Source organism: Citrobacter sp. MGH105 (assembly GCF_001037485.2).
GTDB classification, from domain to species: domain Bacteria; phylum Pseudomonadota; class Gammaproteobacteria; order Enterobacterales; family Enterobacteriaceae; genus Citrobacter; species Citrobacter portucalensis.
In genome coordinates this window covers 2,811,811-2,831,186 of the sequence record NZ_CP073048.1, presented here as the reverse complement: position 1 = coordinate 2,831,186, position 19,376 = coordinate 2,811,811, and the positions used below count along the sequence as shown (strand labels likewise).

Annotated in this window: 18 protein-coding genes; 4 read left to right on the top strand and 14 right to left on the bottom strand. The window is 50.2% G+C overall.

The window, feature by feature from the left end:
• Nucleotides 1-94 precede the first annotated feature (94 nt).
• The 3 genes from SK35_RS13535 to SK35_RS13525 form a co-directional block, all read right to left on the bottom strand.
• Nucleotides 95-1,879: a diguanylate cyclase gene (locus SK35_RS13535; RefSeq protein ID WP_048214281.1), complete on the bottom strand. Its 1,785-nt coding sequence runs from the start codon at nt 1,877-1,879 to the stop codon at nt 95-97.
• 119 nt (nt 1,880-1,998) lie between these two features.
• Complete coding sequence (locus tag SK35_RS13530) at nt 1,999-3,108, bottom strand: AI-2E family transporter (protein WP_003832733.1); 1,110 nt, start codon at nt 3,106-3,108, stop codon at nt 1,999-2,001.
• Nucleotides 3,109-3,407: 299 nt separating this feature from the next.
• The gene (locus tag SK35_RS13525) at nt 3,408-3,773 is read right to left on the bottom strand and encodes a VOC family protein (protein ID WP_048214280.1); all 366 of its coding nucleotides are present in this window, start codon (nt 3,771-3,773) and stop codon (nt 3,408-3,410) included.
• 321 nt (nt 3,774-4,094) lie between these two features.
• On the opposite strand from SK35_RS13525, the gene SK35_RS13520 reads away from it, so the two are divergent.
• A complete protein-coding gene (locus SK35_RS13520; protein WP_048214279.1) occupies nt 4,095-5,054 on the top strand; it encodes a YbgA family protein in 960 nt (319 codons plus the stop codon).
• A 12-nt stretch (nt 5,055-5,066) separates the two neighbouring features.
• Here SK35_RS13520 and SK35_RS13515 read toward each other — a convergent pair whose 3' ends face one another.
• The 7 genes from SK35_RS13515 to SK35_RS13485 form a co-directional block, all read right to left on the bottom strand.
• The gene (locus SK35_RS13515) at nt 5,067-6,995 is read right to left on the bottom strand and encodes a putative bifunctional diguanylate cyclase/phosphodiesterase (protein ID WP_048214278.1); all 1,929 of its coding nucleotides are present in this window, start codon (nt 6,993-6,995) and stop codon (nt 5,067-5,069) included.
• Nucleotides 6,996-7,012: 17 nt separating this feature from the next.
• Nucleotides 7,013-7,507, bottom strand: coding sequence for a molybdopterin-dependent oxidoreductase (locus SK35_RS13510; RefSeq protein ID WP_048214277.1), 495 nt, complete (start codon nt 7,505-7,507; stop codon nt 7,013-7,015).
• A gap of 410 nt (nt 7,508-7,917) precedes the next feature.
• On the bottom strand, nt 7,918-8,559 hold the full coding sequence (locus tag SK35_RS13505; RefSeq protein WP_048214276.1) for a helix-turn-helix transcriptional regulator: 642 nt from the start codon (nt 8,557-8,559) through the stop codon (nt 7,918-7,920).
• Nucleotides 8,560-8,674: 115 nt separating this feature from the next.
• Entirely contained in the window at nt 8,675-9,643 is a 969-nt protein-coding gene (locus SK35_RS13500) for a threo-3-hydroxy-L-aspartate ammonia-lyase (protein WP_048214275.1), read from the bottom strand.
• Nucleotides 9,644-9,670: 27 nt separating this feature from the next.
• Nucleotides 9,671-10,066: a RidA family protein gene (locus SK35_RS13495; protein WP_003832744.1), complete on the bottom strand. Its 396-nt coding sequence runs from the start codon at nt 10,064-10,066 to the stop codon at nt 9,671-9,673.
• A gap of 245 nt (nt 10,067-10,311) precedes the next feature.
• Nucleotides 10,312-10,620, bottom strand: coding sequence for a monooxygenase (locus SK35_RS13490; protein WP_008784658.1), 309 nt, complete (start codon nt 10,618-10,620; stop codon nt 10,312-10,314).
• Nucleotides 10,621-10,656: 36 nt separating this feature from the next.
• Entirely contained in the window at nt 10,657-11,448 is a 792-nt protein-coding gene (locus SK35_RS13485) for a PhzF family phenazine biosynthesis protein (RefSeq protein WP_048214274.1), read from the bottom strand.
• Between the two features lie 129 nt (nt 11,449-11,577).
• Here SK35_RS13485 and SK35_RS13480 point away from each other — a divergent pair, with 129 nt between their 5' ends.
• Entirely contained in the window at nt 11,578-12,276 is a 699-nt protein-coding gene (locus tag SK35_RS13480; protein ID WP_008784660.1) for an RluA family pseudouridine synthase, read from the top strand.
• Between the two features lie 36 nt (nt 12,277-12,312).
• Here the strand turns inward: SK35_RS13480 and mdtK are convergent, their stop codons facing one another.
• On the bottom strand, nt 12,313-13,686 hold the full coding sequence (gene mdtK / locus SK35_RS13475) for a multidrug efflux MATE transporter MdtK (RefSeq protein ID WP_048214273.1): 1,374 nt from the start codon (nt 13,684-13,686) through the stop codon (nt 12,313-12,315).
• A gap of 217 nt (nt 13,687-13,903) precedes the next feature.
• Between mdtK and SK35_RS13470 the strand changes: the two genes are divergently transcribed.
• The gene (locus tag SK35_RS13470; RefSeq protein ID WP_003832752.1) at nt 13,904-14,551 is read left to right on the top strand and encodes a riboflavin synthase; all 648 of its coding nucleotides are present in this window, start codon (nt 13,904-13,906) and stop codon (nt 14,549-14,551) included.
• A 41-nt stretch (nt 14,552-14,592) separates the two neighbouring features.
• Here SK35_RS13470 and cfa read toward each other — a convergent pair whose 3' ends face one another.
• Nucleotides 14,593-15,741 (bottom strand): cyclopropane fatty acyl phospholipid synthase, encoded by a 1,149-nt coding sequence (gene cfa, locus SK35_RS13465; RefSeq protein ID WP_048214272.1) that lies wholly within the window; start codon nt 15,739-15,741, stop codon nt 14,593-14,595.
• A gap of 290 nt (nt 15,742-16,031) precedes the next feature.
• The gene (gene punC, locus SK35_RS13460) at nt 16,032-17,237 is read right to left on the bottom strand and encodes a purine nucleoside transporter PunC (protein WP_048214271.1); all 1,206 of its coding nucleotides are present in this window, start codon (nt 17,235-17,237) and stop codon (nt 16,032-16,034) included.
• 112 nt (nt 17,238-17,349) lie between these two features.
• Between punC and punR the strand changes: the two genes are divergently transcribed.
• Entirely contained in the window at nt 17,350-18,282 is a 933-nt protein-coding gene (gene punR / locus SK35_RS13455) for a DNA-binding transcriptional activator PunR (protein ID WP_003029215.1), read from the top strand.
• Here the strand turns inward: punR and purR are convergent.
• A complete protein-coding gene (purR, locus tag SK35_RS13450) occupies nt 18,279-19,304 on the bottom strand; it encodes an HTH-type transcriptional repressor PurR (protein WP_003832757.1) in 1,026 nt (341 codons plus the stop codon). The genes punR and purR overlap by 4 nt on opposite strands.
• Between the last annotated feature and the right edge of the window lie 72 nt (nt 19,305-19,376).

Genomic DNA, 19,376 nt, shown 5'->3' with positions numbered 1-19,376 from the left:
TGTGATTAAAACCGTTGATATCGTGTTTTGTGTTCATCCAATTAACATACCACCTGGCGTAGAGGTGAAGCAATGCCCGAAGTGCTGGCTCCTATCAGCTCGCTTCCAGCATGCCAAAGCTCACAATGCGCGAACGACCTAACTCTTTCGCGCGGTACAGTGCGACATCTGCGGCGCGTAACAGGTTGTCGCTCTGGGCATGCTGCGGGTAACTGGCGACACCTATAGAGACATCCACGTGTCCAATATCGGAAACGCCAAAGCGCAGCGACAGTTCGCGTACGCCGTTGTAGATTTCCGTAGCAAAGCGGTTAGCGGCCTGTTCATCCGTATTGGCCAGCAGTACCAGAAACTCTTCACCGCCGTAGCGGAAGGCCATGCCGCTGTCGTGGACAACGCGCTGAATAGTCGCAGCGATACTTTTGATTACGCTATCGCCTGCCTCATGGCCAAAGCGGTCATTAATACTTTTAAAATGATCGATATCGATCATCAGGCAACTGATCGGTTCTTTGTTACGCACTGCCTGGCTCATCTGGGTACGCAGTGTATCTTCAAGATGATGACGGTTGCGCAGTCCGGTTAGCGGATCGTAGAGCGCTTTCTCCAGCAGGGCGTCACGCAGACGCTGGTTGGCTAATGCGAGGCCGAGTGCTTCTGCCATCAGCTCCAGATATGCACGGGAGGGGGCTGAATCATCGCTAAGGTTCTGGAATGAGAGCAGGCCGATGGCTTCGCCCTGGGCAATCAGCGGGACGCACAGAGTGTGGTGCTGGCATGACTCTGGCAGATGGTAGCAGGCGATATCGGGTTCACCTTGTACCGGAGGATGACTCTGGCCGCGGCGCACAGCCCAGCATTCGTCCGGGTGGAACGCATCCGCTTTACCCTGCGGAGAAAGCCATTGTGCAACGCAGCGCATTTGCCAGGGTTCCTGGTCCAGTATGTAAAGCCGCCCGGCGATACCTGGAGCAATATTCGGTGCAAACAGCTCTGCCACATTGATGACATCGGCAAAACTCTCGCAACCCTGCAGACGTTGCGTCATGCGCGCCAGCAGATCGCGGATTGCCCAGTCTGCATCTCGCTCTTTCTCCAGTCTCTGACGCGCCAGACCGTTCTCGCGAAATATCCGGATCGCCTGTGCCATGTCGCCTATTTCATCTATCTGGTTAAAACTGGGCGTCTCAACGGCATAATCCTGCGATGCGAGACGGTTTACGACATCGCTCAAACGCACGACGGGGCGCAGGACGCGACGCTTTAAAATGAAACCGAGAACGAATAAAAACAGCAGCGCCGTCAGACCGACCATCACTTCAGAGGCCGTCCGCAGCATGCGGGATGACTGGGTTGCATCTTCAATCGTATTACGTACGCGGTTATCGAGCAGTTGGCGGAAATGATCTATCCGGTCCTGGGCGCGTTCCAGTTCCTGTTCATAGCTTTTCCCATAGAGCAGGGCAATAGCCTGCGACTCTTCTGCGCGCGCGATGCTGGCAAGCGCCGCAGCTTGCTCGTCCTGCAGGGCATCAACAATCTGCAGCCCTTCGTGCAATAGCGCCAGCTCTTCATCCGTTGCTCCAAGGTCCTTGAGCTTCGACAGACGATGCTCAACAGCTTTCAGCGACGTTTCTTTCTGACGGTAGGCGTCAAGCACCTCAGGATCTTTTGCAATAACATAGTCGCGTGCCAGGTCGGACAGCGACCAGGCATCGAGTTCGACTTCTTCGGTAAGTTGATCGAACTGATAACGCTGTTCTACCACCTGGCGTTCTGTGTTATCGGCGCTGGATGCCATCAGCATGACAACGCCTGAAGCGATGGTCAGGCATACCGTCGCGCTATAGGCCCAGTTGGTGATTGTGGCAATTCGCACTGATTAGTTCCTTCTGCGACGATTAATGAATACGCATGATTGCAATTATAGGAAACGCATGATTTTGCGTGAAAATAAAAAAGGCGGTCCCGAAACCGCCTTCTGTTATCGTCCTGCAATCATAAATCTGGAGGATTTTTTCCTTCTTCCATAAAGGCTTCGTCGATTCCTTCCACGTTACCTTCATGGTCACGCCCGGAAAACAGGTTCCAGCAGGTTATGAATAGTGCAGCAATCAGGGGGCCAATCACAAAGCCGTTAATGCCGTAGATCTCCATGCCGCCGAGAGTGGTAATCAAAATCAGATAGTCCGGCATTTTGGTGTCTTTACCTACCAGCAGCGGGCGCAGGATATTGTCCACCAGCCCAACGATAATCACGAAGAAGCCAACGATAAACAGCCCTTGCCATAGCTGGTGGGTGGCGAACAGGAATATTGCTGCAGGGACCCAGACGATCGCTGAGCCCACGGCAGGCACGAGGGAGAGAAACGCCATCAACGCCCCCCACAGAACGCTGCCGTCGATATCCACAATTGCAAACGCGATGCCGCCAAGAATACCCTGAACCAAAGCGACGACCGCCGTGCCCTTGACGGTTGCCCGCGTCACGCCGACGAATTTGGCAAACAGGTGCTGTTTGGCAAAATCAGAAAGGGGTAATGAGTCCAGAATCTGGCGCACCAGATACGGTCCATCCTTCAGTAAGAAGAACAGCAGATACAGCATGATGCCAAAGCTGATAGCAAAGCCGAATGTGCCTTTCCCGATCAGAAATGCACTGCCAGCAAGGTACTGCCCGCCTTGCAGCACGACATCGGACAGTTTTTTCTGGATCTGCGCGACATCATCCAGATTGTGTTCTGCCAGAAATCCTCTGGCCCAGTCAGGAAGGTACGAAAGAATAGAAGTGACGACTTCCGGGAACTGCGTGTCATTCTGTTGCAGTTTGGTGTATACCACGTTCAGTTCAATGGCCAGCGATGACAGGATTACCATCAGCGGGATAAAGACAATCAGACAGATAATGACGATGGTAATCAACGATGCCAGCCCGTTGCGTTCGCCAAGCGCGCTACGCAGTCTGTTTTTTACCGGGTTAAAGATAGTCGTTAATATCGCGGCCCACAAAATGGCGGAAAAGTAGGGGGACAATACATCGAAGAACGCCCAGGTCACGAGGGCAAGTATGAAAATGAAGAAACCTTTAGTCAGTCCGTTAAATCGCATTAGTGAACCCTGTAATGAGAAGCAGTCCCGACTATAGAACCGTTCAGGGGATTTACCAACTTTAGCTGCAGATATTTAGAATAAAGATGTTGCACTAAGGCTACATTCTTATTGTCCTTGCTTCACTGGCGGGAGAGCTATCCACGCCTCAGTTCAAACTTAATCTTAGACATATACGAATTCCTTCTTTTCAACGATACTCTTATGCTATAGCTTCAAATAAGCAGCGTTATTACAGCTCTTCAGACAGATTCAATATCAACGTCGAATAATTTTTCGATATCCAAACTGCACCTTAATCAGTCCGGCGCATGGCAGACCGCCTCAATATTATGGCCATCAGGTGCAATGACAAATGCGGCATAGTAGTTTTCACTATAGGAACGTAAGCCAGGTGCTCCGTTATCCTGGGCTCCCGTGCGCAAAGCAGCATTGTAAAATTCATCAACTTGCTGCCGGGTTTTTGCGACAAACGCCAGATGCAGAGGAGCCGGCTTGTCATTCGTCTGGAACAGACAAAGTGAAACATTCTCGGAGCCCATTTCAACACCGTAGCTTGGTGTGCCTTCATCGATGAGTTCTACGCCAAGCGGCTGAAGCGCGTTGAGAAAGAAAATTTTACTTTTTTCGTAATCACTTACACCGATTTTCACATGATCGAACATTCTTTATTCCTCATGAAGATATGAACAAATAAAGAGTATATAAAGAGATTGAAGTCGAATTCACGTAAGAACCTGTCAATGTGATGAACATCAATTTAGAGATCTATATATCTACAGTACCTGCCTTTGCTGTTTTAATTGGATTCTTTGATTGCCTGGTTTGTATCCCGCCTAAATATTCATTAGGAATGGCACGATTATGGGGGATACTTACACTTGCATCTATCAGTTCAACTCACAGCAGATAACGTACGCTATGATTTAATAGTGAAACCGTCATTTTTTTCCCGAAAAGGGTCGTCAATTAACGAGGGGGTTGTTATGAACACTCAGCCTGTCATCGGGATTAGTGGATGTTTAACTGGTTCAGCCGTGCGATTCGACGGTGGGCATAAACGGATGGGGTTTGTAATGGACGAGCTGGCTCAGTGGGTGACTTTCAAACCTGTCTGCCCAGAGATGTCCATCGGTTTGCCTGTACCACGTCCCGCGTTGCGTCTGGTTCAAACCGCCCAAGGGAATGTCCGCATCTGTTTTAGCCATGCGCCTGGTGAGGATGTAACCGATAAAATGTCCGATTTCACCAACTCATATCTTCAGGGACTTGATGGCCTCTCGGGTTTTATCGTCTGTGCTAAATCACCGAGTTGCGGTATGGAAAGAGTGAGACTGTATGACGAGAAGGGAAATCGTGGGCGAAAAGAAGGGACTGGTCTGTTTACTGGCGCGTTAATGGAAACCTACCCGTGGTTGCCAGTCGAAGAAGATGGCCGCTTGCACGATCCAGTGCTGAGGGAGAACTTTGTCGAACGCGTGTTCGCATTGCATGAGCTTAACAGGCTGCGGGCCAATGGTCTTACTCGCCATGGCTTACTCAACTTTCACAGTCGCTATAAGCTCCAGCTTCTGGCTCATCACCAGGCCGGTTACCGGGAAATCGGCCCATTCGTTGCCTCGCTTCACCAGTGGGATGATTTGGAGGCTTTTTTTGTTGTCTATCGTGAAAAGCTCATGACGATCCTCAAAAAGCCCGCCTCACGGAAAAATCACACCAACGTATTGATGCATATCCAGGGCTACTTCCGCGAACAGTTGAACACACGCCAGCGCGGAGAGTTACGTGACGTTATCCTCAACTATAGCGGTGGGCTGCTGCCAATATTGGCGCCTCTGACGCTACTCAAGCACTATCTGGCTGAATACCCAGACAGCTATCTGCTTACCCAGAACTATTTTGATCCTTATCCGAATGATTTAGCGCTACGGTTGATGATCAAATAGCCTGGGAGCGATTCAACCGTTTCTGATTTTCTCATCGATACAAGGCTGAGGTTTACCAAACAGATATCCTTGGGCGAAATCGCAGCCCAGCGCCTGAAGGCTTTTTAGTTGTTCCTGCGTTTCAACACCTTCAGCAACAGCCTTCATATTGAGGGATTTCGCCATGCCGGTGATCAGTTTGATGATATTAAGCGCATCTTCCTGTGTGGATATTGAATGGACAAACGACTTGTCTATTTTAATTTTATCGAAGGCAAGCCTGCTCAGGCGCGAAAGGGAAGAATATCCGGTACCAAAATCATCGATGGAGATTTTTACACCCATGGCTCTGAGTTTATTAAGTGTATTCATCGGCGTCGTACTCTCAGTGAAGAGAGAGGATTCTGTTACTTCCAGTTCAAGACGATCGGCTGGGAGTCCAGTTTCTTTCAGAATAGACAGTACGATACCAACAAAGGCTTTGCTGCTTAGCTGGACAGGAGAGACATTCACTGAAATTTTAGCCGGAACCGCCCAACAAGCCGCTTCCCGGCAGGCAATTTCAAGCACAGCTTTCCCCATCTCATTAATCATTCCGGTTTTTTCAGCAACAGGAATAAAGCTATCCGGCGACAGGAGGCCCTTTAGAGGATGGAGCCAACGAATTAGGGCTTCATAGCTATAAATTTCCTGGCTGAAGGAGTCAACAATGGGCTGATAATAAACCACGAATTCTTTGTTCACTATTGCCAATGCCATATCATGCTCAAGCGTTCTGCTTTCTTGTAGCTTTTCTAACATTCGTTGTCGGAAAACTTTTATCTTACCAGAGCCTTCACCTTTGGCTTCATAAAGGGCCAGATCGGCAAATTTATAAAGATAGTCGGAACGACGTTCAGTGTCTGAGATAACAATGCCAACACAGGTGGTTATGTTGATAATCGTGTTATAAATAGTGTAGGGCTGGCTGATAAATTCACATATTTTCTGGGCGCGCGAAACGGCGTGGCTTTCTGTCAGGCCGCTTGAGAGAAACGCAAATTCATCTCCACCCAGGCGATACAGCGTATCCGAAGTAAGACTCATCGAAACCAGTCGGTCAGATATCTGGCGTAGCAACATATCACCGGCATCATGACCATACGTATCATTTACCTCTTTGAATCGATCTAAATCAAACAACATCACAGTCACAGAATCGTGATTTTTTTCTGCTCTCTCAATTGTTTTATTTAAATCGCTCCAGAATAGCTGACGGTTATTCATCTCGGTAAGAGAGTCATGGTAGACGTCATATTCCAGTTTAGCATTCTGAATTTGCAGTTTTTCTTTAGATTTCTGCAGTTCTTCGACAAGACACTTGACCTGCAGGTGCGCCCGCAGAATATTTCTGTTTTGATAGAAAATGAGCACGCCCAGAATCGCACTCAGTATTATCAGCAGCACAGAGGTTGCAGAATAAATATAGTACAGCGTCTGAATTTTTTGGTTGGCGTTATTGATCGAGTTAACATCTTTGTTTAACGCACCAGATGAAAGACGACCCAGTGGCGCATCCAGAGTATGCATTTTTTTCAGATAAGCCTGGAGTGCTGAACGGTTCATTTTTTCTAGATTAACATCCAGAAAACTAAGGGTATTTTCAAGTTTTACCGCCAGCTCGCGGTGGGCTATATTGCTTTCGATGTAGCGCCCCAGGTCACCTTCTTTTATCAAATCACTCTGGCTAAGCATAATGTCGAGGCGCATGCGTACATCATCGAGATTCATCGTATCATCGATAGTGTAAAGACCAAGCAACGATTCAAATCGGTAATATTGTGATACCAGCTGAGCAGCAGACCAGGAATCGGTGTAGTGAGTCAGTTTCTGTAACTCTTGTTGTCGTTCATGCACGAGGAAAGAGATATACCCGGTAGATATAAAAAGAAAAAAGATGATGCCAGCCAGTATTCTGTTCATGATGTTCCTCTGAACGCTTACTCAATATCCATACTACTGACCTGCCATGCAGACCTTGAATAATAAATCTGATTATTCAGTTCTGGCATGCTGTCATAGGGGTACACAATGAATAACGGGCCTTTGTCACGGATGCGCATATATTTTCCGTTGATTTTTAACGCAAGGATAGCATTGTATTTTTTGAAATCACTAAGAGGGATAACAGTGGTGTAGTCATTAAGTGCAGTGACCTTAACAACAGAGCCGTTCGCCCCGACATAATCCATGAGCTTTTGTAGCGGAATACCCGTAAAGGTAGTGCGCCCATTATACCAGGGGGAGGTGGTCTGGAAACTGACCATGCCCAGCTTCTCAAGGCTGGCGGTATCAAAAACGGCTTTCCCGTCTGCATTTGTATTTTCAATATTACCCGACAGCGTTAAAAGCACTTTACCGGTGGGCCTGGAAAGTTCACCTGCCCATAGCTGGGTGGAGAGTACAAAGCTTACCAACATGATCATTAACCGCATTCTTACCTCACCAATCAGCCGGATGTTAAAGAATTATAATTTAGATATCACGCTATTTATATATATTGCATGGGTATTATTGGTGTAATAACTTCAATAGCTTTTTAACTCTTTTAAATCAGTGAGTTAGTTGTTGCTTGTTCTGCTGTGGTGCATTAAAAATGCTGGTGTGTTATTTGAGTAAAGATAAATTTCACTATGTATGTACAAAAATAAATCATCTATTTACTCAGTGCCAATAAATACGCACGAAAATAAAGGTTTATTTTTTCACTGCAGCTGGATTTGGTTGTTTACTGGTGGGTAACTATATCGGGCACGAAGCCACCTTTAGTGGAGCGGGAGCGCTTCGTGTCGGGAATCAAGGACAGAAATTCTATACGCGGCAAGTGTGGTCTATCTGAACCCGTTTAATCACCCGCCTGAGCTGACTGGCGGGCATACAGATAGGCGGTGGCCCTCGATACGCCCAGATGCTGTGCAACCGTATCCATAGATTTGCGTACGTTCAGCAAACCGTCCTGGCGTAATTGTTGAATCAGCAGCTTACGGTCTTGAGGTTTAAGGGCTCGGGCCGTCGTGGCGCGTTTAGCGGCAAAGTCATCAATACGCTGGCGAATGACTTCATTACTGCCGGGATCGATATGTTCCTTAATGGGGGAATTTTCAGTTTCAGTAAAACGCGCAAGAGCACTCTGCATACCACGGAACAGCGTCATATCGACATTCAGGCAAAGTGCCGCTACGTATTTGCCGTCTTCGTCCTTGATGCCAATGGAGGTACTTTTCACCGGACGGCCATCGGCAAACTGATTACTGTAGTTCGCAATGATGCTGGGAAAGTCAGGTGATGCGATTCTCGCCAGGCCAAGCTCGGTTGCTGGCTGGCCAGGTTGACGTCCGGAAAGATTATTATGGATGGACAAAATGGCATGTTCTGGATTTTTGAGGTCATGAACCACCACTTCGCAAAACGGAGAGAAGGTCTCACTCAATCCCCTGGCGATAGTATCAATTTGGCTGAGAAGCGAGTTATTGTCGGTTTTTGGCATGCCAGTCTCCTGCGGTGATGTCTGTTGCCAGTTTACAGTGACCTGGGAGCGTTTTTCCAGACGGGAGTGTACAGACAGTAAAAGTAGGGTATCTGCATGGCAGATACCCTGTTTATCATCCGGCCAGAAATTCACTGTAGCGACTGATATCCACGTTTCCACCGCTGATGATAATGCCGATTTTCTTGCCGCGAAGCTCAGCTTTACGCGCTCTGGCGGCAGCAAAACCCAAACACCCGGTCGGCTCAACGACGATTTTAATGCGTTCAGCGATAAATTTCATTGAGGCGATTAACTCAGCGTCTGAAACAGTCAGAATATCGTTCACGTTTTGCTTGATAATCTGAAACGTATAGTTCCCGAGATGTTGAGTCTGAGCACCGTCAGCAATGGTTTTGGGCGTATCGATATGAACTATTTTGCCGCTACGAAACGACTGTTGACCATCGTTACCCGCCTCAGGTTCGACACCATAGATGATGCAGTCAGGAGACAGATGTCTGGCCGCCAGGGCGGATCCTGAGAGCAGGCCGCCACCGCCCAGACACACGAAAAGGGCGTCTAACTGACCCACTTCTTCAATTAGCTCTTTTGTGGCGGTGCCCTGGCCTGCGATCACGTGCGGATGGTCGTAAGGGGGGATCAGCGTTACCCCCTGTTTCTCTGCCAGGTCCCGACCAATTTTTTCACGATCTTCAGTATAGCGATCATAAGTTACCACTTTTCCGCCATAGCCTTTCGTCGCCGCAACTTTGGCCGCCGGGGCATCATGCGGCATGATAATTGTTGCTGGAATGCCTAACAACTTTGCCGACAGGGCAATGGCTTGTGCATGGTTGCCGGAAGAAAACGTCACGACGCCCGCAGCGCGTTGTTGTGGGGTGAACTGGCGTAGCGCATTCATAGCGCCGCGAAATTTGAAGGCGCCCATTCTCTGGAAGTTTTCGCACTTAAAGAAGACTTCCGCGCCAAATTCTTCATTTACCGTTCGGGAGGTCATCACCGGCGTTTTGTTGGCATAATCTGCGATGCGCTCTGCCGCAGCGGCAACATCGTAATAATCAGGCAGTGTCATTTCAGTCATTGTTGTTCACCTGTATGTTGTTAAATGTCACGCTTGCGGGGCCAACGCAATAGCTTCAACTTCCAGCGCAAAACCATAATGAAGTTCCGCAACACCTGCTACTGCACGGGATGGACGGAAATCGCCGATCCACTCTCCATAGATTTTGTTAAACGTCGGCCACTGGTTCATATCCGTCACATAGACGCGAACAGACACCAGATGCTGACGTGATGCCCCAGCACCAGCCAGACAAGCATCAATATTCTTGAGTACCAGCCGGGTTTGATCTTCAAAAGAGGCATCCGCTTTTTTCTCGCCGTCGAAAGTGACCGGCAATTGCCCGGAAATGAAGACGAATCCGCCAGCCGTTGTACTGTGCGAGTAATGACCTGCTGGCGGGAAGCTTCCAGCAGATGAGTTCAGTGTAATGTCCGCGGTCATATGAGAATCTCCAGTCGCCGTTTGTGATTCATTTTGTTTAAAATAATACTGTTTGTATTATTTTATACTCCTTCATAGTGCGTTCGGCCAGCGATAGTTTTCGCTAACGCTGATTTTGTGAACTACTGCAAACGTGGCCCAGGCTAAATCACTGTCCTGGAGCGGTGACGGGGATATCGCTGTTGAAAGGGGAAAGCAGGGGGAAATGAAGAAACGCCCCGGGAGGGGGCGTCTAAGGCAAAAGTTTAGCTGATATGACCGTGGTTAATTTTACTTAGCGGTTCATTGATATCGAAGATTTTGAACGTTACTTCCTCCACACCCAGGTGCTTCAGGCGGGCGGTATGCTTTTTGATATAGGTCTGAGCGGTGTCTTCGTCCTGGAACAGGTAGATGCCTCCCGCTTCGTGATTTGCTTCGTTCTCGGTCCAGATTTTCCAGATGAACCCCGGCTCCTGGTTGATTGATTCTGCCAGTTCAACGAGCTGATTCGACATCTCAGCCCCAAACGGACCATGAAAATCAAAGTGTATCTGCACGAGTTTGTTCGACATAAATCCTCCATGGATTGGTTATTTTGGGTAAGGCTGCTAGCGCAACAGCACTTTACCGGTCAGATAAGTTATCGCCTGCCCACTGATATAAACACGGGTTCCTGCTAACTGGCAGCGTAAATCCCCGCCGCGTTCAGAGACCTGGCGTGCCAGCATCTGTGTTTTATTCAGTTTTTCAGCCCAGTAAGGGATCAGCATGCTATGTGCTGAGCCTGTGACCGGGTCTTCCGCGACGGCTTCACCCGGGCAGAAGAAACGGCTGACAAAATCGTATTCCCCGTCACCCGACGCGGTGATGCATACCATTTTCCCCAGCGGAATCATGGCGTGGATGTTGGGGCGAACAGCCTCAACCTGCTGTTGATTTTCCAGCACTACCATGTAATCGCGTGCCACACGCACCTCTTTGTATTCGGTGATGCCTAATGTTTCCAGCAGTAAAGCGGGCGGCATGGCAGATTCGCTTTGCCAGGCTGGAAAATCAAGCGTCAGCCATTCACCGCAGCGCGTGACCGTCAGCGGTCCTACAAAGCGGGTAGCAAAATGGATTTTCGTATCCGGGTAATCCAGATGTTCAAAGATGACATGCGCAGCGGCAAGCGTGGCATGCCCACACAGATTGATTTCACCTTGAGTGGTAAACCAACGCAGCTCAAAGCCATTCTCATTGGCGACAAAAAAAGCAGTTTCTGACTGGTTATGCTGCTGCGCCATCTTTAATAATGTTTCATCGGGCAACCAGTCCGTGAGCGGACAGACAGCTGCGGCATTACCGCCAAATGTCGTGGTGGTAAAGGCATCCACCATGTAAAAATCGATTTGTTGCACAGAGTAACCCTCTCATCGCACTCAGGATAAATCACACTCTACCATGTCAGCCATTGGGTCAATGCTCAGATTCGCCACTGTGGTGAAAATTCGTTATCATCCGTTCCCACACCACATTCTGGCCGCCTGATGTCTACGATCTTCGATACCTTTATTGCCCCGCCTTGCCATGACGAGATAGAGACCCTCTATCAGGACGAGCATCTGGTGCTCATCAATAAACCCAGCGGGTTGCTTAGCCTGTCGGGCAAAAATCCGCAGAATCTCGATTCGGTACATCACCGGCTGGTACAGATTTACCCTGGCTGCACGCTGGTACATCGGCTTGATTTCGGCACCTCTGGGCTGATGGTGGTCGCTCGTAACAAGGCTATTAACGCCGCGCTTTGCCAGCAGTTCAGCCAGCGGACGGTCACTAAGGTGTACAGTGCGCTGTTATGCGGGCATCTGGAGAACGACGAAGGGGTTATCGACGCCGCGATTGCCAAAGACCCGGCGCTGTTTCCATTGATGTCGATTTGTGCTCTCAACGGCAAACCCGCGCGCTCGCGCTATCAGGTTGTCGAGCGTTTTTATCATCGTCAGGAAGAGGGGACGTTGCTCCCCTTGACGCGGGTGCAACTGACCCCTGAAACCGGGCGCACCCATCAACTACGGATCCATTGTCAGCAGTTGGGACATCCTATTTTGGGGTGCGATCTGTACGGTGGACGTCTGCTGCCGGGGACTGAACAAACGTCACGGCTGATGCTACATGCCAGTGAACTGCATTTCAGGCATCCCATTAGTGAAGCGTGGATGAACGCCAAAAACGCCAGCCCCTTTTGAGGCGAAAAAAGCCGCCTGGCGGCGGCTTTTATGAGGTTATCGCGCAGCGCGTTGTAAAATAACCGCTGATGGTTGGCGTTGTAGAAACCGCATCCGCAGCATCATCAGTATCGCCGCAGAGGTCAGGCCGATAATAAAGCCCATCCAGAATCCCGCCGGTCCCATCCGGTCAACTACCAGATCGGTAAGCGCCAGAATATAACCGCTCGGCAGGCCCAGCACCCAGTATGCCGTAAAGGTAATAAAGAAAATGGAACGCGTATCTTTATAACCACGCAGGATCCCGCTGCCAATAACCTGGATAGAGTCCGAAATTTGATACACAGCGGCCAGTAACATGAGCTGAGCCGCCAGGGCGACAACTTCCGGGTTATTGTTATAGAGCAGGGCAATATGCTCGCGGAATGTCACGGTGAAAATCGCTGTTACGACCGCCATGCACACACCGACACCCAGACCCGTTCTGGCTGCGGTTTGCGCATCCAGCGTCGAACCCTGGCCCAGACGATAACCGACACGAATGGTGACGGCGGCAGCCAGAGACATTGGCAGGACGAACATTAACGAGCTGAAGTTCAGTGCGATCTGATGTCCGGCTACGTCGACAATCCCCAGTGGAGAAACCAGCAGCGCGACCACCGCAAACAACGTCACTTCGAAAAATAACGCCAGCGCGATAGGTAACCCCAGCTGTACCAGACGCTTCATTACTGCAGTGTCAGGTTTCAGGAAACCACGCTCATTACGGATATCGCGCATCGAACGCGCACGTTTGACGTAAGAGAGCATGGCGACAAACATCACCCAGTAAACCGCTGCTGTTGCCACACCACAACCTACGCCGCCCAGTTCCGGCATGCCTAAATGCCCATAGATGAAAACGTAGTTGACCGGAATGTTCACCAGCAGGCCGAGAAAGCCCATCACCATCGCCGGTTTAGTCTTGGCTAATCCTTCGCACTGGTTACGGGCTACCTGGAAGAACAGATAACCCGGTGCGCCCCACAGCAGGGCACGCAGGTAGCCAACGGCTTTATCCGCAAGTGCCGGGTCGATGTTATGCATGGAGCGAATAATGTACCCCGCATTCCATAGCACAACCATAATCAGCACGGAGACGCTGCCCGCCAGCCAGAATCCCTGACGTATTTGATGGGCGATACGGTCGCGGCGTCCGGAACCATTGAGTTGCGCAATTACCGGCGTCAACGCCAGCAGTAGTCCGTGACCAAACAGAATGGCCGGTAGCCAGATGGACGTACCAATGGCGACTGCCGCCATATCCGTCGCGCTGTATCCGCCCGCCATGACGGTATCAACGAATCCCATTGCGGTTTGAGCGATTTGCGCAAGAATCACCGGAATTGCCAGAGCTAATAACTGACGCGCTTCACTTACATACTTTTGCACGTGTACACCACTATATTGTTGTTATTTGAGAGACTAAAAAAGCCGCCTTATATGGCAGCAAGGAGAAAAAGCAGGGGAAATTTCAGTCTATTGTAGCGAGGAATACGTAATTCTCCAGTGAAAAAACAGGCGCTGGTGGCGCATTGCTGGCAACCTGAATTTCCACCTGCTATTGTGCTGTGCAGAGATGTCTTAATTGAGTTCAGGAGTAGGAAGTATGTTTACGGGTATTGTGCAGGGCACCGCAAAATTGGTGTCCATTGATGAAAAACCGAATTTTCGTACGCATGTTGTGGAGTTGCCTGAATATATGCTGGATGCGCTGGAGACCGGCGCATCGGTTGCCCACAATGGGTGCTGCCTGACGGTCACCGAAATTAACGGTAACCAGATAAGCTTCGACCTGATGAAAGAAACGCTGCGTATCACCAACCTGGGCGATCTGAAGGTTGGAGATTTGGTTAACGTTGAACGTGCGGCAAAATTCAGTGATGAGATTGGCGGACATTTAATGTCGGGCCATATTATGACCACTGCCGAAGTGTCGAAAATTCTGACCTCGGAGAATAACCGTCAGGTGTGGTTTAAAGTCCAGGATCCGTCGCTGATGAAATATATCCTGTACAAAGGATTTATTGGTATTGACGGTATCAGTCTGACGGTCGGTGAAGTGACGCCGACGCGTTTCTGTGTACATTTGATCCCGGAAACGCTGGAGCGTACGACGCTTGGCAAGAAAAAGCTGGGCGCACGGGTTAATATCGAAATCGATCCCCAAACGCAGGCGGTGGTTGATACCGTTGAGCGTGTCCTGGCGGCGCGTGAAAGCGCCATCAGCAACATAACGGGCGAAGCGGGAGCCTAAGCCTGAGAGTAAAGCCCCCGTTGCTACGGGGGCGAAAACGATTAGCGGGGAACGCGCAGACCGTGTTCAACACCGCGGGAAAAGACCACCTGCCATAGCTGAATATCTCGAGCACGAAACGCCCCGGCGCAGGCGTTCAGATAATAGCTGAACATCCGCTTGAAACGTTCGGTGTAGTTATCGGCGATTTCAGGCCAGGAGCTCATGAAACGCTCGTGCCATGCCATCAGCGTCGTGTCGTAATCCGCGCCAAAATTATGCCAGTCCTCCATCACAAAATGTGGTTCGCTGGCGTTGGCAATCTGGCGAACTGACGGCAAACACCCGTTTGGGAAGATATACTTATTGATCCACGGATCAACGTTATTGTCGGTCTTTTTGGAGCCGATGCTATGCAGTAAAAAGAGACCATCCGGTTTTAAATTACGATCGACCACCTCAAAATAGGTGGCGTAGTTCTTCGGTCCAACATGTTCAAACATGCCGACGGAGACAATGCGGTCGAATTTGTCGTTCAGGTCGCGATAATCCTGCAGCAAAATGGTGACATCCAGCCCAGCGCAACGTTCCTGTGCCATTTTCTGCTGTTCTGCCGAAATGGTCACACCCACCACGCTCACGCCATATTGCGATGCCATAAACTGGGATAAACCACCCCAGCCACAGCCAATATCAAGCACCCGCATTCCTGGCTTCAGTTGCAATTTTTCAGCAATCATTTTGAGCTTCGCCTGCTGGGCAGATTCCAGAGTGTTGGCATCTTTCCAGTAGGCGCAGGAATACTGCATATAGGGGTCAAGCATGCGGGTAAAGAGATCGTTGCCCAAATCGTAATGTTCTTTGCCGACCATCCACGCACGTTTTTTGGTCTGTAAATTGAACAGGCGAGCCGTGGCGATACGTAGCGTATCTTTAAAGTGGCGGGGGAGTTGGTTTTCAAGACCGGCGCGCAAGACTTTACTAAAAAACATGTCCAGCCGGTCGCATTCCCACCAGCCATCCATATAACTTTCACCCAACCCTAACGATCCTTCCTGCAATACGCGTTTGAAAAAATCGGGGTTCTTTACTCGAATATCAGCCGGTGCAGGGCCATTAATAGCAATACCTGCACGGCTCAATAATTCATTGGTAATGCGGTACCAGTCATCATCCGGTACGCTGACGTCTTCTATACATGATGAACTCATAGCTTCTCCATCACTGGTCGGTGATCAGAACCTTAAAACAGCGTAGACGCTTTTTTGGGCTTTGTGAGAAATCTCACGGAATTAATCCGCGAATCTATAATCCGACGTAGAACAGAGGAAGGGAGAAACCCTTGCCGAAAAGGCCATCCGTGGTAAAACGGGAACGTTCTTGTCCCCGTTAACGCATTAAAATTATCGTTTTTTTAACAACTGAAAATCAGTATATGCCTGAATTTTTGACGATTCAACCAATAATTGTTAGCGGGCTAACTAAATGCCCGCAACCATTATTAGTGCGACTCTCCGTGGGCAACTTGCGCACGATCATCTGTTTGCGGGGCGTCAGTTTTCTGCGACTGCATTTTGTAACCCACAGCAGCCAGCAATACTGTTGTCAGCATAACGCTGGTGGTGGTCAGCAGCGGGGTGGCAATCAACCAGGAAACGACAAGGCTTGCCAGGAAGCATAAACCCAGTTGCAGCGTATTCTGCAATGCGGCTGCGCATCCCGTGGCCTGTGGGAAAGGGCGTAATGCCTGCGCGACAACGATAGGGTAGATCGCGCCGTTCGCAATCGCCATAACGCAGAATGGGATCAGGATTTCAGCCAATGCAACATGATGAATAAAGCCGGTCGCCCAGGTGCCTACAACGCTGAAGGCATACAGAATGAGTAACCAGGGCAGCAGCTGACGACCCTGCCATTTTTGCAGCGCTGCACGACAGCCGTAACCACCAATTAAGAAGGCGATAGTTTGCGGAACATAGCTCAGACCAATTACCGCTGGGCTATAACCCATTTCGCTGAGGATGAACGGGGAACCCGTCAGCCATGCGAAAAAGCTCGCGGAACAGGCGGCATAAATCAGCACGTTTCCACGGTAAGTTTTCGAGCGCAGCAAGGTGGCGAAAGTCAGTTTATCCTGGCTGTCATCGCGCGCTTTAGCCGTTGGCTTTAGACGCAGAGCCGGAAGCATCAGAATCAGAGTAATGGCAAACAGAGTGGCAAAAATGGCCTGCCAGGAAAAATGTACCAGGATCCAACTACCTAATAGCGGGGCGAGTGCAGGAGATAACCCGACCAGCGGCATAATAGTGGCAAAGATGCGGTTTACTTTTTGTGAAGGATAATAATCGGTCACCAGCGCTTGCCAGATAACCGATGCCGCACAGACGCCAACGGCCTGAACAAATCGCAGTACCAGCAGACCAGTGGCGTTTTCAACCCACAGCATGCCCAGACTGCCCAGTGCAAAGATAGATAAACCCAGTAGCAAAATAGGTTTGCGACCGTAGTGGTCGGAAAGTGGCCCCCACAAAAGTTGCGCGACGGCAAAACCGGCTAAGAACAAGCTCAGGCTGGCGCTGACGGCAGATGCAGGTGTTTGCAGATCGGACTGAATAGCAGCAAAGGCGGGTAGATACATATCCGTTGCCAGAAAACCGAGCACGCTAAGACCTGCCAGCCAGACTAAAAACCCTTTCCCAGGTTGCATCATCATTTCTCTTTTTTAGCAGTAGAACAATGCCGCTGAGTGTAGTGAGTGTAATTCTCGCTGTGAAACGCTAATATTTGCTTACTGATTTCAAATTTTTTGCAGGCAGAATATGTGGTCGGAATATTCACTTGAAGTGGTTGATGCGGTAGCGCGTAACGGCAGTTTTAGTTCGGCCGCGCAGGAGCTGCACCGTGTACCTTCGGCGGTAAGCTACACCGTGCGCCAGCTGGAAGAGTGGCTGGCGGTGCCACTTTTTGAGCGACGCCATCGGGATGTGGAATTAACGCCTGCCGGGGCATGGTTTTTAAAAGAAGGCCGCTCTGTTATCAAAAAAATGCAGATCACGCGCCAGCAATGTCAGCAAATTGCCAACGGCTGGCGCGGACAGCTGGCGATCGCCGTCGATAACATTGTCCGCCCGGATCGTACCCGACAGATGATCGTGGATTTCTACCGTCACTTTGATGATGTGGAGTTGTTAGTTTTTCAGGAAGTGTTTAACGGCGTGTGGGACGCACTGTCTGATGGGCGTGTGGAGCTGGCCATCGGGGCCACACAGGCCATTCCGGTCGGGGGGCGGTATACCTTCCGCGATATGGGAATGCTGAGCTGGAGCTGCGTGGTAGCCAGCCATCATCCACTAGCGTCAATGCCTGGACCGTTAAGTGATGACACGTTGCGCAACTGGCCGTCACTGGTGCGCGAAGATACCTCCCGAACATTGCCGAAGCGTATTACCTGGCTGCTGGACAACCAAAAGCGCGTCGTCGTGCCGGACTGGGAATCTTCTGCGACCTGTTTGTCCGCGGGATTGTGCGTGGGCATGGTACCGACGCATTTTGCCAAGCCGTGGATCGATAGCGGTAAATGGGTTGCGCTGCAACTGGAGAACCCCTTTCCTGATGCCGCATGTTGTCTGACATGGCAGCAGAACGATACGTCACCGGCATTGAGTTGGCTGCTGGACTATTTAGGAGATAGTGAAACGTTGAACAAGGAATGGCTGCGGGAGCCAGATGAGACTCCCGCACAACAGGCTTAACGGCGGTAATCGCGGAACGGACCGTCGGCAACGGAGCGACGCTCAACCAGGCGCGGATGCACCTCGATAGACTGTGACTCTTCACGTTTATTCACGATACGGTCTAACAGCATGTTGAAGGCCGTTTCACCCAGTGAATCCTTCGGCTGGTGAATGGTCGTCAAGGCCGGCGTGAAGAAGCGGGCGTTGCGCACGTTGTCGTAGCCGATGAGTGAGACATCCTGCGGTACGCGCAGTCCCATTTCGTCAGCGGCGCACAGCGCACCCATTGCCATAATATCGCCACCGCAGAAGACCGCGGTCGGACGATGAGACTGCGACAGAATTTGCTGCATGGCGCGGTAGCCGGATTCAGGCTCAAAATCGCCCTGGACAATCCAGTTTTCAGGCACTTTAATCAGCGCTTCTTCCATCGCTTTCATAAAGCCAGCCAGACGCCCGGCCCCGGTGTTACGTTCCATTGGGCCAGGGATCACGCCAATCTCACGATGACCGCGTTCTACCAGATACCGGCCCGCCATGTAACCGCCTTCGAAGGCGTTATCAATGACCGTATCAGTAAAGTCGGCTTTTGCTTCGCCCCAGTCCATAACGACCATCGGGATATGGCGATACTCTTCGAGCATCGAAAGCAGCGACTCCGGATACTCAGAACACATCACCAGCAGACCATCAACGCGCTTTTGCGCCATCATCGACAGATAAGCCTGCTGTTTTTCGAGACTGTTCCATGCGTTACCCAGGATCAGGGTATAGCCTTTCTGGAAACAGTTTTTCTCAACGGCTTCGATAATTTCGGCGAAATAGGCCGCTTCGCTGCTGGTCGCCAGCAAGCCGATAGACTTGGTGTGATTTACCTTCAGGCTGCGGGCAACTGCGCTCGGAGAATAGTGCAGTTCTTTGATTGCTGCCCAGACAGCATTACGTGTTTCTTCCGCGACAAAGCGCGTCTTGTTAATTACGTGTGATACGGTTGTAGTGGAAACGTTTGCTCGCTTCGCTACATCTTTAATTGTTGCCATTACATCTCACTCCAGACCATATCCTAAGCTCCTGAGAATACTCCAGGTAAACGTTTGCCTTTACACACCCTT